Consider the following 15,141-nt stretch of genomic DNA (forward strand, 5'->3'; position numbering starts at 1 on the left):
CGTTAATTTTACAAAATTAACAGTATTTAAACTGATTTTGTTCTCATAAAATAAAAAATTGTGAAGCCTCTCATTTATTCATTTTGACTAAAGTTGATTTGCTTGTGGTGTCATTGAGTTGATTATAGCCCCTATAAACATGTTAGCTTTACCCGTAAAAAGACTAAGCTTAACTTCTATGGCGGGGCTAATGTTGCCGATAGTTGTCTTGATGGGTTAGCTTGTTTGTCGCAAGATTGGGCTCGCCAAGTTTGGCTGTGTGATTAAGTGCATTTGAGATCGGCATCCCAAATAAAAACATCACGTTAAATGAGTGATTGTGTCAGTCATTTACGCTATTTACATTAGATAAACCGATTATTAAACTGTGAACTTATCTCGCCCCTGATATGTGCTTGAGATTGAGCCTGTGAGTAGGGCATGATGCTTCTCAATTCTTGAAGTGCGTCAGCATGAAGGACTACACATAAAGTCAATTACCCCATACCTTAAGGTAAACATTTTCATCGCCTTAGCTTACATAATTGTAGGTAAAATTGGTTTGATGATTGCTTTGCCGCCTGGATATTCTGCTGCAATTTGGCCTGCCGCAGGTATTGCTATTGCCGCTTGTGTTTTATGGAAGGAATATGCGCCTTGGATTGGCGTGTTCATTGGTTCTTTGTTGATTAATCTCAACATCAGCGGACATATCCATTGGGGGTGGTTGCCCTTTGCGATTTCAATTGGTTCATCTATACAGGCAGTGCTTTCTGCCTATGTTCTTGGGCGAGTCGATCATTTATTCACCCTAGATAATCCTAACGCCGTCATTAAATCCTGCTTGAGTTTAGCTTTAACTTGTACTGTAGCGACTGTTTTTGGCAATTTCTCCTTAGTGATTAACGGTACGATTCCACAGTCCGATTTACTGGGTAGTTTAATAAATTGGTGGACTGGGGATTTGCTCGGTGCCGTGATTTTTATCCCTCTGACTATGTTGTTATTTGATAAGCGAGTTATTTGGCGTTCTCGCCGCATTCAGACGGGTGTGCCTTTGCTGGTGGGTTTTTTATTTTGTGTGGGGATTTATTACTACTCAGATATGAATCAGCGCCAACAGTTACAGGATAAGTTTCTGGTTCAATCTAATGCGATTATTAGCAATATTGAAAGTTTTCAAGATGCGAACCTTCAACAAATTGTTGCCTTAGCAAGCTTGTTCGATAATAGCGAGCAGGTTTCTGAGGATGAGTTTGTACAGTTTGGCAAACGCAATATGTTGATGAAGGATGGCTTTAGAGCTTGGTCTTGGTCACCGCTTGTGGCGGCAGCCGATCAGCAAAGTTTTGAGGCATCCATTCGTTCTGTGGTTGGTGGTTCCTACAAAGTGACTCGTCCCGAAGGCTGGCAGGCGAATACTGATGGTTGGCTAGTCCCTGTGATGTATATTCAGCCACTCATAGGTAATGAAGCGGCATTGGGATTAGATCTCAATAGTGAGCCGACGCGAGCCGCTGCCATCGCAAAAGTGCGTGCGACGTTAGCACCCGTGATGACAGCCAAGATTCAATTAGCACAAGATCCCAATGGCCCTGGTGGCACCTTACTCATAGCTCCTGCTTTTGACAGATTGGGTAAGATCTCAGGGTTCTGTTCAGCCGTAATTGATTTGCAAGGCATTATTGATGATGTTGATAGTGTAAAAGGGTTGCAGTGGCAACTGACAGATATGAGTGCGGGCGGTACCTTACTTTATAGCAATACTCAAAAATCGTTTCCTGAATTTAGCAGCAAGCTCTTCAGCGATAAAACTGGGCAGTATTTTCAGGCAAATCTGATGTTAGCGGATCGTCATTGGCATATAGTGATTTATCAATCCTATGCGGTGCTGATGGGCGATACTTTTAGCTTATCGCTACTAATGCTGCTGCTCGCTTTTATCACTTGTGCGGTCGTGGGCGGCATGACACTAGTTTCCTCCGGCGAGCGCCAACGTATTGCCGAAAAAGTGACAGAAAAAACCATGGCATTGTCGAAGGAAATTGCCCGCCGTCAGGCTTTTCAAGCTACCTTGGTTGAAAGTGAACAAAAATATCGAAACCTATTTGATAAGGCGCCCGTGGGGCATGTGCTTAAACGTTTAGATGATGGTCAGTTTGTGGCGATTAACCCCGCATTCGAAGCCATGACGGGTTACTCACTCGATGAGTTAAATCAGCTCGACCCTTGGGATCTCACGCCAAAGCGTTATCAATTAAGTGAAACTGAGCAATTAGAGCGCTTAAAGCAGACGCGCCGTTACGGCCCCTATCAGAAGCATTATTTACATAAAAATGGCCAATTAGTGGCGGTGCGCCTCAACGGGGCTTTAGTTACTGGTGCTAATGGTGAACAGCTAATTTTGTTTATCGTCGAAGATATTACCGAGCAGGAGCGTACCGTTGCGCGGGTAAATCTCTTGGCGCAAGTATTTCAGCAGAGTGGTGAAGGCATCACGATTATGGATGCCAACGATATCATTGTGGATGTGAATAGCGCATTTTCTCAGATCACGGGTTATTCCAGAGAGGACATTATTGGTAAAAACTGCCGTTTTATAGAGGCTGAACGAACGGACAAAAGTATCGATTCTCAAGTCCGTGCTGCCCTCGAGCAAACGGGTTTCTGGCAAGGTGAAGTCTGGGATAGGCATAAACAAGGCTACGATTTCCCGAAATGGTTGATGATGTCTGTGGTGCGGGATGATTCTGGTGCCGTGAGTCACTATATTGGCAGCTTTACCGATATCAGTGAGCGTAAAGTCAGTGAGGAACGCATTCATTTCCTTGCCCATCATGACTCTTTGACCTTATTGCCTAATCGACTGAGCTTGCAGTCGCGCCTCGAAGTGGTGTTTAAGGATGCTCTGGTATCCCACAGCCAAATAGCGGTAATGTTTATCGACATGGACCACTTTAAAAATATCAACGATACCTTGGGCCATCATGTGGGCGATCAACTACTGCTAGAGGTGGCCCGCCGTTTGAAATACATCGTTGGTGATAATGATACTGTGGCGCGTTTGGGGGGCGATGAGTTTGTGGTTGCCTTGTCTGATACAAACCATGATGAAGTGGCCAGTTTAGCCGAGGCGCTGCGCAGTGGTTTGAGTCAAACCTATGTGATTAATAATCAAGCATTACATTCATCGCCAAGTATAGGGATCAGTTTATTTCCCAATGATGGTGACAGTGTTGAAGCCTTGATGAAAAATGCCGATATGGCCATGTACCGCGCAAAAGCGGCTGGACGCAATAACTATCAATTCTTTACTGCGGCAATGAACACTTTGATCACTGAGCGCCAGCATATTGAAACTGGCCTGAGGCAAGTGTTAGCAAACGACGAATTACGACTGCATTATCAGCCACAAATTGATATTAGAAGCGGGCAAGTGGTCAGTGTCGAAGCGCTTGTGCGCTGGCAGCATCCCGAATTTGGCATGATAGCGCCTGACCGCTTTATTCCCATTGCCGAAGAGATCGACATGATCATCCCAATTGGCCAATGGGTATTAGAAACGGCGATGGCGCAACTTGCTGTCTGGCGCGCAGCGGGTGCCACTGAGTTGCGAATGGCAGTGAATCTGTCAGCACATCAACTCCGTAAGGATACGATAGTCGCCGATATTACCAATGTGCTGGTGAAGCATAAGTTGGGCAAAGGCGCACTGGAGCTGGAGATTACCGAGAGTGTGGCGATGCAATATCCTGAGCAGAATGCGCGCCTATTAGCGGAATTGCGTCAACATGGTATCGAGCTCGCTATCGATGATTTTGGTACAGGATATTCCTCTTTATCCTATTTGAAACTCTTGCCCTTAGACAGGTTAAAGCTCGACCGATCCTTTGTGAAGGATATTGAGACCGACTCGAACGATGCAGCCATTAGCGCTGCAACTATTTCTATGTCCCATGAATTGGGGTTAACTGTGGTCGCTGAAGGGGTTGAAAACGAGGCGCAATTGGTATTATTGTCGAGCATGGGGTGCGACTTAGTGCAAGGGTTTTACTTTAGTAAACCCTTAGCGGCAGAAGAGTGTTTCCGCTTTATCCAGCGTAATTTATAACGGCAGAGTGTTGTTGTTTTTCTAATGCTGGCGCAGAGTTGGACTATACTTGAGTTCGCATTATGCATGCGTTAATCAAAATACTAAGGATGGTTTTATGCAAGTCATCTTCACTAAAGGTACTCAGCGTTATGGCCAGTTGCGCTGTGTGCGCATGGACGGTAGTGCGACCCAAACCCAAATGCCAGAACAAGGTATAGCACCTCACGATATGATCCACTATGTGGTTGAAAAACGCCTGCATATTCAAGGCGCTTTCTTCTCGCAGATCAGAGCTGGCGCCGATATCAGCTTTACCTTAGAGCATAATGAAACCTCCCGCGCCATCGCTGATAAAACGGAGGTGTGGCAAGCTGAATCCATAGTTGAGACCCTGCAGTCGTTACTGTGGTCGGGTGAAACGCCAACCTATGACGGCTTTATTTATCTGTTAGAGCAAGCCTGTAGCAGTCGAGACTTGGCCGTTCCTACTGTTAACCAAACAGATTTTGATCATATTCTCAATGAGATTATGGATTTGAGTGTTGAGTGGCAGGGAATGGGAGAAGGTCAGTCCTTGACCTTGAAGTTCTAATCTATTGATTAGGGCGGTGAGTGGCTAAATACCTTCCCCTAAAAAGACTTTGGTATAGCGCGGCTGGATCCAAGCGCTATCACCTTTGTTTATGCCAAGCTGTTTAAATTGCACTTTAGATGATTCAACATGGATCAGTTGGTTATCTAGCTCAGTTAGGACTTCTAATCTCACTGCTGGGCCAACTATGGTCACTAAGTCTAAACTGACTTTAAGGGCATTTTCAGTTGGTTGTGTCAGTACCTCGATTTCGTGTGGGCGAACATAGGCCAAGCCTTGTTGCTCTTCGCTAATTGTGTGTTCAGGTGAGGGTATGTGGATATTGCCTATAGTGCTATTCCCTTGTTTTACCCGGGCATGAAATAGGTTCACATTGCCAAGAAACTCGTACACAAAAGGATTGCTTGGATTATCATAGACTTCTTCTGGCGTACCTTGCTGCTCGATACGCCCTTGATTCATCACTACGATTTTGTCTGCGACTTCGAGTGCTTCTTCCTGATCATGGGTCACAAATACGGTAGTGACATTAATCTCATCGTGTAAGCGTCTTAACCAGCGGCGTAATTCTGCGCGGACTTTTGCATCGAGCGCGCCAAAGGGTTCGTCTAACAGTAGAACCTTAGGTTCGACCGCAAGCGCGCGGGCGAGTGCGATGCGTTGCCTTTGACCGCCTGAAAGTTGTGATGGATAGCGATTAGCAGTCCAATCTAATTGGACGAGTTTGAGTAATGAATGCACCTTATCGGCAATTTCTGCCTTAGTCGGACGTGTCTTTCGTGGTCTGACTGTGAGTCCATAGGCGACATTTTCGAATACAGTCATATGTTTAAACAGGGCGTAATGTTGGAATACAAAACCGACACCGCGTTCACTCACATGCTGTGTGGTGATGTCTTCGCCATTAAATCTGACTATGCCACTGTCGGCCTGTTCGAGTCCGGCAATAATCCTGAGTAAAGTTGTTTTGCCTGAGCCGGATGGACCTAAAAGGGCCGTCAACTCTCCGGTTTTGATCTCTAAATTGACCGAGTCCACGGCAACAAAATCACTAAAACGCTTATTAACTTGTTGAATGTGTATGCTCATAATGCTCTGTTCCTAAGGACTTTGCGTTTAGTTAATTTGATGTTTGCGCTCATCTTTCCACTCCACAAGGCTTTTCAGCACGATAGTGACCAGTGCTAAACCTGTGAGTAGGGATGACACGGCAAACGCGGCCGTAAACATGTATTCGTTATAAAGCACTTCTATGTGTAGCGGCATAGTATTGGTCTCACCTCGAATGCGCCCTGAGACTACTGCTACTGCCCCAAACTCGCCCATAGCGCGGGCATTACACAGGATCACGCCGTAGAGTAAGCCCCACTTAATGTTAGGCAGTGTGACGTACCAAAAGGTCTTTAAACCACTGGCACCTAGGGTGAGTGAGGCCTCTTCTTCATCTTTGCCCTGTTGTTGCATCAGTGGGATGAGTTCACGGGCAATAAAGGGTAAAGTGCCGAACATGATGACAATGACTATGCCCGGAACGGCAAAAATCACTTTTAAATCATGGGCAGCAAGCCAAGGCCCAAACCAGCCTTGGGCACCGAAGAGGATCACAAAAATCAGCCCGACCACTACGGGTGAAATGGCGAAGGGCATATCGATTATCGAGATCAGTATGGTTTTGCCTCTAAACTCAAATTTAGCAATGGCCCAAGCGATGGCGACACCAAAAATAGCATTAGTGGGTACAACAATAATTAACACTAACAAGGTGAGGCGAATGGAAGCGAGCGCATCGGGATCGGTCACGGCTTGCCACCAGACCTTGAGACCCGCTTCGAAGGCGCCGTAGAGCACAACCGCTAATGGCAAAACCAGAAACAGTGCGAGAAAGCTTAATGCGATCCCGATTAAACTCCACTTTATCCAAGGTGCCTCAGTGGTAGCGTGATGATTTACAGTCGATATTTGACCCATAGACTTAACCTCTTTTACTCGCCCACCACTGTAGGCTATTAATTAATAACAATAAGAGGAAAGCTGCTGCGAGCATGACCACGCCGATAGCCGCTGCGCCGTTATAGTCATATTGCTCAGCTTTGGACACTATCAGTAGCGGAGTAATTTCGGTGCGATAGGGCAAATTGCCCGAGATAAAAATGACGGAACCATATTCGCCCACTGCACGTGCAAAGGCTAAGGCATAACCCGTTAATAATGCAGGTAATATCGCAGGTAGGATTACTCTTCTTATGGTGGTTAATCGATTAGCACCGAGGGATGCTGAGGCTTCTTCAAGTTCCTTTGAAAAGTCAGCCAAAACCGGTTGCACTGTTCGTACGACAAAGGGCAATCCAATGTAAGTTAAGGCGATTACAACACCAATTTGACTGTAGGCGACTTTAATGCCCCATAAGTGTAAATATTGACCTACCCACCCGGTAGTCGAATAAAGCGTTACGAGCGCGATACCTGCGACAGCCGTCGGTAAGGCAAAAGGCAGATCGACTAAAGCATCGACGACTTTTTTACCAAAAAATTGATAACGTACTAACACCCAAGCGACGAGAGTCCCAAAAATGGCATTAATGCTGGCGCCAATAAAAGACGCCGTAAATGACAGCTTGTATGAGGCTACAACCTGAGGATGACTAATTGCGACCCAAAAGTCAGCCCAACTCATTTGCAGCGTAAACAGAACTAATCCGGCTACAGGAATAAGAAATAGCAAACTTAAATATAAAACTGAGAAGCCTAAGGTAATACCAAATCCAGGTAGCACAGATTTTATGACAACCTTGCTCATATCATTATTCCGTCGCGAGATAAGTGAAACCAATGGGCGGTTTCGTATGAGTGAAACCGCGTAAAAGATTACTTGCTAATCTTGGTTAAAATAGAATCGAATTGACCACCATCATTAAAATGCGTTTTTTGTGCTTTGTTCCAGCCACCAAAAACTTCATCAATGGTAAAGAGCGTCAGTTGTGGAAATTTATCTTTGTATTGCAACGCAACGTCTGGGTTTGTCGGGCGATAAAAGTGTTTTGCTGCTAGGTGTTGTGCTTCATCAGTATAGAGATGTGCTAGGTAAGCTTCTGCTAACTTACGTGTCCCTTTGCGATCGACATTTTTATCTACCACTGTCACTGGTGGCTCGGCAAGAATACTGACACTTGGAACAATGATTTCAAATTCACCTTTTCCTAACTGCTCAACAGATAATATGGCTTCATTTTCCCAAGCGATGAACACATCGCCAATTTTACGCTGTACAAAGGTATTGGTTGCGCCACGGGCGCCAGAGTCCAGCACAGGTACGTTTTTATAAATCTGAGTGACAAACTCTAACGCTTTTTCTTCTGAGCCGTATTGCTTCAGTGCATAACCCCAAGCGGCGAGATAGTTCCAGCGCGCCCCGCCTGAAGTCTTAGGATTTGGGGTAATGACCTCTACACCTTCTCGAACTAAGTCATTCCAGTCATGGATATTTTTGGGATTTCCCTTGCGAACCAATAGCACTATGGTCGAGGTATAGGGCGAGCTATTGTGTGGCAGGCGACTTTGCCAATTTTCAGGAATTAAATCCGCTTTTTGCCTTAATGCATCAACGTCATAGGCCAGTGCCAGAGTGACAACATCCGCTTCTAATCCATCAATAACTGAGCGAGCTTGCGAGCCTGAACCACCATGAGATTGACGTATGGTTGGGGCTTTATGGCCCTGTTTTTGCCAATATTGGCTAAAGAGTTGGTTATATTCCCGATAGAATTCACGGGTTGGATCATAGGAAACATTCAATAGCGTATCTTCAGCGAGTGCGAGAAAACTAGCCGAGGCCAAAACTAAGGTGAGTGTTGCTTTTTGTAGGTGAGATAAAATATTCATACCGAAATCCTCATATTATTTAATAAGGCTTCCGGTTGACCGGTCAGCGATGTGGTCTAACTGTGTTGATTGGGTGGTAAATTTCGTTTTATTTCGACGGCGTAACTTGGTCTAAACGAATTTTTTCTTTCTTTTCTAATTGCACTAATTTCCCATGGTGAAAGGTTAATTCCACTGTCCCAAACTCAATTCTACCCAGTAGTTTTTCTAAACTATTGACGAGCAAGGGGATCACGGTTTGTAGATCTTCTTTGGTTGCCATATCAGTCCTCATGTAAGTGGTTTTTGACAACGTAATTGGAATTATAATCAAATATTGATAACTAAAAAGTTACATTTTGCGATTTGATATTCTTTTATGTAATAAGTGTGTCTTTTGTGTGTTTGAGTTTACGAGATCGTTAGACTGGCTCTGAGTTGCACTTTCTATTTGATAGATAAGATTACCAATAAGCACATCAATGAGGGGCCACTGTCCATGTCCGGAATCGACATTAATGTGGCCACTTAACCCTAAGTTGATTGTTGGGAATCCCAATTTTTTTGCCAGTTTTGCAGCTTGATTAAAGGGCATCCAAGGATCGTTTTCACTGGCAATGACAAGCCCTGCGACACCTAAGGGATGTTTTGGCAACAAGTGTTTGATCGTTTGATTGCCATCGTGTTCAGGCAGAATGTGTCCATTCTCAGAAAATCGTGCTGGTGATGCTGGCGCGACTAAAATAGCTGCTGCTACCCGCTGTGGATGATGAGCGATGGCAAGGCTTGTCGCTAAACAGCCAAAACTGTGGGCGAGGATGAGGATTTCACCTTCGATTTGATCGATTGCGCGGTAAATGGCATTGGCCCAGATATGAATCTTAGGCTCCAATAGTGGTAAGTCATTGACCCATATAGCTGATTCATATTTTTGTGCAATCCAACTTTGCCAATGTAAAGGGCCGCTACCACCAAACCCTGGCACAATTAATAAGGTTGCCATATTTCATCCTCCAAGATGTGAGTTTATAAGAGAGCCAAATGACGACCGGATGAAGCCTGTTTGACTCGCACTCTGACTATATCTACAAATTTGGTTATTAAAATTGTTATTTGTAGTTCATTTTGGAATATGAGATATATTTAGGATCTTAACTCTGGAGGAAGTTGCCTTTGTGAGGTGATGTTACAGATAAATAATCCATAAAAATGCCCAGTAAGAGGGTGAGTCTTCTGGGCACTCGTTTTCAGTTTATATCTTGTTATTCCCTATGACGACGTTCTTGGATTTGAATTGATCGACCTTGGTTATGTTCTACCGAGCGAGCGGTTTGCGCATTTTGGCGTGGCTCACTTTGTCTCACTCTCACTTCTTCGCGTTGTCTAGGCGCCGCTTGTCTTGGTTGTTCAATCCGTTGTGGCTCTGTACGTCTTGTTTCAGGCCGTGGCGTTTCAACTCTTGGGGTCATAGTTCTTGGTTTTTCTTGCCTTTGTGACTGTGCCCTTTGTTGATCGACATTACGCGGCTGTGACTCCCGAGTTTGGTATTGCCTTTGCTGAGGCTCCTTTGATGACATTGGCTTTGACTGCACGGGTCTTGATTGCATGTCATTACGCTCCTTGTGGGTTGGTGTTTGTACCATAGGGGCGGAGCGACGTTCCTTTAACTCGGCTTGCGTTTTCTGATAACTCGGCGCGCGGTTATCACGTTCACGGCTGACGTTATGATAGTCTTTATTATCACGACTTTTATTGCCCTGATTACTCATATTACCCAGATTACTATGGGTATCTTGACGTTCTTTAGACTTCGAATATTGGCTATTGAAGTGCTGTTTACTGCCGCTTGAGTGTGAATCTCTGCCGCGATATTTATCATCATTGTAATAGCGTTGTTTCACTACTGGATTGTGATAACTCACACCGCGTCTATGTTCGGGTTTATGTTTCCAAGGTTGTGCGCCATGGCTAACACTGTATCTTTCCCGTGGGCGATATCGGTGTGAATGGCGATAGTCGATCACCACCACTTTATGGTTGTGCCAGTGGAACGAACTGAAGAAGTAGTTAAAGGAAATATGGATGCCCGGTGACCAGTAGAAATGGTTATGACTCGGACGATAGGGATAGCCAGCATAGCCGCCAAATTCCCAATATACAGGTGGATAAGCCACACCCCAACGCCATGTGCCGTAAACCACGCGTGGATCGTAATAGGGGACGTAGACGATTTCTCGCTTAGCGGGTTCTATGATGATCTGATTGTTGGCGCGGGTAATTGCCATGTTATCCATGTCCGCTAAGCTATTCGCTTTATCAGCCTGTTGTCTTAGGGACTGAATGCTGTTCATCACTTGGCTTTCATCTTCTAAGAAGGCTTCACCGAGTCTTTGAGTCCATTCGAGATCTTCACTCATTTTTTGCAGCAGAGTCGGGAAGGCCAGCAAGGCTTTGACGCTCGGGTCCCAGTCCTGATCTTCGGCTTGCGACATAATTTGGTCGATCGATGATTTGGGGCGCAGGGTTAACCAACGCTGCGCCTGCACTAATTCGAGTGGATAAGTTGAAGCGATAAGTATGTGGGTCAGTAAGCTATCGGGATACAAGGCAATAGGCGCCAGCATTTGTTCGAGTTCGGCTTGGCTTGCCGCTGTGCTCGAGCCTTGGCTCACAGATATGCCCGCAGCCTGTGCTGTGGTAGTGAAAGGCAAGGCCACTAATGCCGCCGTTAACACTAGCCAATTCCATCGATGTAGTCTGTTCATGGTTTGCTCCAATAATCCTGTTCGAGGATGTTATGGGCATATTAGGCGCGTGAATATGAACATAAGCTGAAAGTGTTTTGCAGTTAAATATTTATTCATAGCCAAACTTTAAGAGAAGTCATAAATCTATCGCATTGAAAATAAAGACTTAAACTGAGTGTGCAAAGCTGATGCTAAATTTGGCACCACCTAAGGTTTCTGAACGAGAGACTGAAATTCTGCCGTTATAGCTGTCGACTAAATCGCGCACGATAGCAAGCCCAATACCATTACCTTGAAGGTAGGAGTCTGCGCGAATACCACGTTCAAAGATTTGATTTTGCAGGGCTTCACTGATCCCTGGGCCATCATCTTCGATACAGATTAGCAGTTGATAGGCATCGCCTGTGACCGTTAATGTCACCGTAGACTTCGCGGCTTTACAGGCGTTGTCGAGTAAATTGCCTAGAATTTCAGTCAGATCTGCTTCATCCCCCTTGAATACTGCGTGTTCTACCATCTCGCCGCTGAGATTGATTTGTGGCTCTCGATAAATTTTAGCTAATGTGCGTAATAACTTAGCGGCGACTTCATCGACACGAATACCTAAATGCCACGAGGCCGCCGCTGCGGTTTGGGCGCGTTTTAGCTGGTGGCCAATGATCCTGCTGATCACTGATACTTGCTCACTAGAGGATTCGCTTAAGTCGGCCTGACTCTTGATCACCGCCAGTGGTGTTTTGAGGCTATGGGCTAGGTCGGCCAAGGCATTACGATAGCGTTTTCGTTGGGTTTGTTCGGTATTGAGCAAAATATTAAGCTGCCGAGCAACCGCTTGTAATTCAGTGGGGTATTGGCTACTTAGCTGCATCGACTTACCTTGCTCGACGGAATGTAACTCTTGGGTAAAGCGTGCTAAAGGTCGCAACGTCCACAGTAACCAACTTAATTGAAACACTAACATGACTAACATTAAGATCAGCAGCCAAGTCCAAAGCTGTTGATTAAACTGATCAATTTGCTGCTGAAATTCTCGCTCGTCTTTAATGATGTGGATTGTCACTGGCACGTTTTGATTTTGGCTGGCAAAACTGACACTAAAGCTATAAATCAAATGGAGTTGATCGGCGAGCTCGATTTGCTCAAATGCGCTTTGACCTGTGGCTGGGATGGTAAAATGTGGCGGTGGCGTAATCCCCATAAAAGATTGCGAGTGCCACACTATATCTTGTTTGCCGCTGGCGTCTTCAGTGGTTGCAATGGCATACAGTCCTGATTGAATGAGGTTAAAACGATTCTCTAACACTAACTCTGGGATGGAGATTTGTTTGTTTTCGACTTCAGTCACCGCGAGAATCGAATAGACATAGGCACTGAGTTCATTCTTGGTTGCGCTTTTAACTTGTTCAGTAAAGGCATCGTTTAAGGCAACGCCGATCAAAGGTAATAACACTAAGATAAATAATAGCGCGCTGGCAACTAAGCGTGCTTTTAGGGAGTTCAACACTTGCCACGCCATGGCGCGTTTACTCATCGGCTGCTTGCCCGGACGTTAACGCTTTTAGGCGATAACCTTGGCCGCGCAGAGTTTCAATTAAGTTGTATTGATTATCTGGGTCGAGTTTTTTGCGTAACCGGCGGATAAAGACTTCGATGACGTTAGAATCTAAATCAAAATCCTGATCGTAAATATGCTCTGTGAGTACAGTTTTTGATTTGACTTCGCCTTGATGCAACATAAAAAATTCGAATAGCTTGTATTCAGAACCACTGAGATTAACCAGTTCTTCGCCTTTACGTACTTCTAGACTGCTGGTGTTAAGGCTAAAGGGGCCGTTGTAGATCAGGGGGCTGGCCTTACCGGCGGAGCGACGGATCAGGGCTTTTAGTCGTGCGATGAGTTCTTGGGGATGGAAAGGTTTCGTCAGATAGTCGTCGGCACCGGCATCGAGTCCTTCAACCTTATCTTGCCAACTGTCCCTTGCGGTTAAAATCAGGATAGGAAAGTCGCGTTTTTGTTCACGCACGCTACGGATCAAGGCGATACCATCGAGTTTAGGTAAACCTACATCGATAATTGCTGCATCATAGTTGTATTCGAGCGCTTGAAATAAGCCTTCTTCACCATTACTCGCCACATCGATACTGTAATGGGCATCGAGGAGATGTTGCTTTAAGTTAGTCTGTAGTTCTATATCATCTTCAACTAGTAACAATCGCATCGTTAGTTCCTCGAGACTCGGCCCGTTGCGGCATCTACTGAAACAGAAAATACTTGGCCATCATTATTGAGGATTTTAATACGATATCCCGATCCGCTGGATTGTACACTCAATACTTTGCCTTGAAATTGTCGTTGCGCCATTGCCACCGCTTGATCAGGGCTATTGACCGCTAGACGGCGCTGCTCATTCTTCGCACCTTGGTTACGAGGCTGATTGCGATCATCATGTCTATCATTACCAGCTATGCAACCAAAGGAGGCTGATAAGCAAGTGATTAGGGCCAAGGTCAAACCAAGTTTCATATCGGGTACCCGCAATGTTCAGCGATCTTAAGTTAATGAGTGAGATGGATAACTTATCGAGTCGACTAAGAATACCTCATCACCTTAACAAACACATAGAGATCAGCCAATTGGTTGGCACAATTCCTTCAAAATTAACTCTGGCAGTTATTTTGTTATTCGTGACAGAACTGAAGTTCTGTTGGCGAGTCTATCTCTATGCTCGCGCTTGTATCGTTTAAGTTTTGTAAGTGTTACCCATTCCAGATGAACTCGGGCTGAACGTATCTTCTGGCTGAGAACAGTGGGCGTTGATGTTCAGCTTATGTTCACCTTCATTGCACTTTAATAGCTCCAATTTGAACGGGTTATCCATAGGATATTCAAGATGAACACACTCAATAAGCAAGATATGGCAGCCACAGTTAATATTAAGCTGTTTATGGCAACGGCTATTGCTGCGCTGTTTTTAGCGTCATCTGTCGCTAGCGCTCAGCCCCGCGAACTGGAGTCATCGCAAAGCTTAACGCCATTTACTGCAGCCAGCGTTGGCATTGCTAAAAAAGCGGAAAATAGCGAGCAAGCTGCCGAGCAGGAACAACAAGCTTTAGCTTTGTTACAACAAGCCGCGCCCGCAAAAAATGTCACTGAAGTCGCCGCTGCGGCCGTGAAATCCTTGGCGCCAGCAGCCTTATCATCCAAAGCGCCGACGACAAACCGAGTGCAACTTATGGGCGCCTCGCCTATGACGCGTGAGCAAGTAACTGCGAAACATGCGAGCCAAGGGATTCCGAGTTCGAGCGCGACCAGTGAAGATCCCTACCGCGCACCTGTGTATCACAGCTTTTCGATTTTTGATGCCAGCAGTCGTTTGTTTGAAGACTTTGACTACGATGGTTTTTATCAAACGTTTAGCGTGACCTTCGACGTTGATGTCAATGGTTCATATCTTAATGAAAGAGCTGATTTATTTGCCGAGCTTTATCTCAGTCGTGATGGTGGCCCTTGGGTGCATTACTACACCACAGACGTATTTACCATTTACGGCGATTCGACACAGGACGATTACGAAGTGTTGACCACGCTCTACACGGGTTATGCGACGGATCACTATGATGTGTTGATTGATGTGTATGAAGTGGGTTACAGCGATATTGTTGCGACCATTAGCGCCGATGAGACCGATAGTTTGTATGCGCTGCCATTGGAGAGTAGCGATCGAGACAGAGAGCCCGACATTATCGTTGTTGAGGAAAGTGGCGGCGCCTTCTCAGTATTAGGTTTGTTATGTCTTAGTTTGTGTGCGGGGCTGCGGTTGAATCGAACTCGAGTCTAATCGCCCTTATTTCTCTCGGTGTTTATCTGCGGT

At 45.4% G+C, this 15,141-nt stretch carries 13 protein-coding genes; 3 read left to right on the top strand and 10 right to left on the bottom strand.

Annotation, left to right across the window (positions count from 1 at the left end; genetic code table 11):
• The first annotated feature begins 442 nt into the window (after nucleotides 1–442).
• Together L5M11_RS13770 and L5M11_RS13775 are read left to right on the top strand one after the other, a co-directional pair.
• Nucleotides 443–4,090 (top strand): EAL domain-containing protein, encoded by a 3,648-nt coding sequence (locus L5M11_RS13770; RefSeq protein WP_263192488.1) that lies wholly within the window; start codon nucleotides 443–445, stop codon nucleotides 4,088–4,090.
• 97 nt (nucleotides 4,091–4,187) lie between these two features.
• The gene (locus L5M11_RS13775) at nucleotides 4,188–4,664 is read left to right on the top strand and encodes a cytoplasmic protein (RefSeq protein ID WP_263192489.1); all 477 of its coding nucleotides are present in this window, start codon (nucleotides 4,188–4,190) and stop codon (nucleotides 4,662–4,664) included.
• A 24-nt stretch (nucleotides 4,665–4,688) separates the two neighbouring features.
• Here L5M11_RS13775 and L5M11_RS13780 read toward each other — a convergent pair whose 3' ends face one another.
• From L5M11_RS13780 to L5M11_RS13825, 10 genes are all read right to left on the bottom strand, one after another.
• A complete protein-coding gene (locus tag L5M11_RS13780) occupies nucleotides 4,689–5,753 on the bottom strand; it encodes a sulfate/molybdate ABC transporter ATP-binding protein (protein ID WP_263192490.1) in 1,065 nt (354 codons plus the stop codon).
• 27 nt (nucleotides 5,754–5,780) lie between these two features.
• On the bottom strand, nucleotides 5,781–6,632 hold the full coding sequence (cysW, locus tag L5M11_RS13785) for a sulfate ABC transporter permease subunit CysW (protein WP_198572436.1): 852 nt from the start codon (nucleotides 6,630–6,632) through the stop codon (nucleotides 5,781–5,783).
• Nucleotides 6,633–6,636: 4 nt separating this feature from the next.
• Nucleotides 6,637–7,461, bottom strand: coding sequence for a sulfate ABC transporter permease subunit CysT (cysT, locus tag L5M11_RS13790; RefSeq protein ID WP_263141424.1), 825 nt, complete (start codon nucleotides 7,459–7,461; stop codon nucleotides 6,637–6,639).
• 68 nt (nucleotides 7,462–7,529) lie between these two features.
• Entirely contained in the window at nucleotides 7,530–8,543 is a 1,014-nt protein-coding gene (locus tag L5M11_RS13795) for a sulfate ABC transporter substrate-binding protein (protein ID WP_263162503.1), read from the bottom strand.
• 88 nt (nucleotides 8,544–8,631) lie between these two features.
• Nucleotides 8,632–8,805 carry a YezD family protein gene (locus L5M11_RS13800; protein ID WP_011790691.1) on the bottom strand — a complete coding sequence of 58 codons (174 nt, stop codon included), beginning with the start codon at nucleotides 8,803–8,805 and terminating at the stop codon, nucleotides 8,632–8,634.
• 69 nt (nucleotides 8,806–8,874) lie between these two features.
• The gene (locus L5M11_RS13805) at nucleotides 8,875–9,525 is read right to left on the bottom strand and encodes an alpha/beta hydrolase (protein WP_263192492.1); all 651 of its coding nucleotides are present in this window, start codon (nucleotides 9,523–9,525) and stop codon (nucleotides 8,875–8,877) included.
• 259 nt (nucleotides 9,526–9,784) lie between these two features.
• On the bottom strand, nucleotides 9,785–11,287 hold the full coding sequence (locus tag L5M11_RS13810; protein WP_263192494.1) for a DUF3300 domain-containing protein: 1,503 nt from the start codon (nucleotides 11,285–11,287) through the stop codon (nucleotides 9,785–9,787).
• A gap of 148 nt (nucleotides 11,288–11,435) precedes the next feature.
• Complete coding sequence (locus tag L5M11_RS13815; RefSeq protein WP_105250673.1) at nucleotides 11,436–12,800, bottom strand: ATP-binding protein; 1,365 nt, start codon at nucleotides 12,798–12,800, stop codon at nucleotides 11,436–11,438.
• Nucleotides 12,793–13,488, bottom strand: a complete 696-nt coding sequence (locus tag L5M11_RS13820; protein WP_263147376.1) for a response regulator transcription factor — start codon at nucleotides 13,486–13,488, stop codon at nucleotides 12,793–12,795. The genes L5M11_RS13815 and L5M11_RS13820 overlap by 8 nt, the downstream gene beginning before the upstream one ends.
• A 2-nt stretch (nucleotides 13,489–13,490) precedes the next feature.
• Nucleotides 13,491–13,793, bottom strand: a complete 303-nt coding sequence (locus L5M11_RS13825) for a PepSY domain-containing protein (RefSeq protein ID WP_105250671.1) — start codon at nucleotides 13,791–13,793, stop codon at nucleotides 13,491–13,493.
• Between the two features lie 367 nt (nucleotides 13,794–14,160).
• Between L5M11_RS13825 and L5M11_RS13830 the strand changes: the two genes are divergently transcribed.
• Nucleotides 14,161–15,108, top strand: coding sequence for a choice-of-anchor H family protein (locus tag L5M11_RS13830; RefSeq protein ID WP_263147378.1), 948 nt, complete (start codon nucleotides 14,161–14,163; stop codon nucleotides 15,106–15,108).
• Nucleotides 15,109–15,141: the final 33 nt, after the last annotated feature.

Source organism: Shewanella sp. SM87 (assembly GCF_025653705.1).
Taxonomy (GTDB): domain Bacteria; phylum Pseudomonadota; class Gammaproteobacteria; order Enterobacterales; family Shewanellaceae; genus Shewanella; species Shewanella oncorhynchi.

Excerpts from the sequence above, each read along its gene's own strand:
- L5M11_RS13775 (WP_263192489.1), top strand. The coding sequence starts at position 4,188 with ATGCAAGTCATCTTCACTAAAGGTACTCAGCGTTATGGCCAGTTGCGC.
- L5M11_RS13780 (WP_263192490.1), bottom strand. The coding sequence starts at position 5,753 with ATGAGCATACACATTCAACAAGTTAATAAGCGTTTTAGTGATTTTGTT.
- cysW (WP_198572436.1), bottom strand. The coding sequence starts at position 6,632 with ATGGGTCAAATATCGACTGTAAATCATCACGCTACCACTGAGGCACCT.
- cysT (WP_263141424.1), bottom strand. The coding sequence starts at position 7,461 with ATGAGCAAGGTTGTCATAAAATCTGTGCTACCTGGATTTGGTATTACC.
- L5M11_RS13795 (WP_263162503.1), bottom strand. The coding sequence starts at position 8,543 with ATGAATATTTTATCTCACCTACAAAAAGCAACACTCACCTTAGTTTTG.
- L5M11_RS13800 (WP_011790691.1), bottom strand. The coding sequence starts at position 8,805 with ATGGCAACCAAAGAAGATCTACAAACCGTGATCCCCTTGCTCGTCAAT.
- L5M11_RS13805 (WP_263192492.1), bottom strand. The coding sequence starts at position 9,525 with ATGGCAACCTTATTAATTGTGCCAGGGTTTGGTGGTAGCGGCCCTTTA.
- L5M11_RS13810 (WP_263192494.1), bottom strand. The coding sequence starts at position 11,287 with ATGAACAGACTACATCGATGGAATTGGCTAGTGTTAACGGCGGCATTA.
- L5M11_RS13815 (WP_105250673.1), bottom strand. The coding sequence starts at position 12,800 with ATGAGTAAACGCGCCATGGCGTGGCAAGTGTTGAACTCCCTAAAAGCA.
- L5M11_RS13820 (WP_263147376.1), bottom strand. The coding sequence starts at position 13,488 with ATGCGATTGTTACTAGTTGAAGATGATATAGAACTACAGACTAACTTA.
- L5M11_RS13825 (WP_105250671.1), bottom strand. The coding sequence starts at position 13,793 with ATGAAACTTGGTTTGACCTTGGCCCTAATCACTTGCTTATCAGCCTCC.
- L5M11_RS13830 (WP_263147378.1), top strand. The coding sequence starts at position 14,161 with ATGAACACACTCAATAAGCAAGATATGGCAGCCACAGTTAATATTAAG.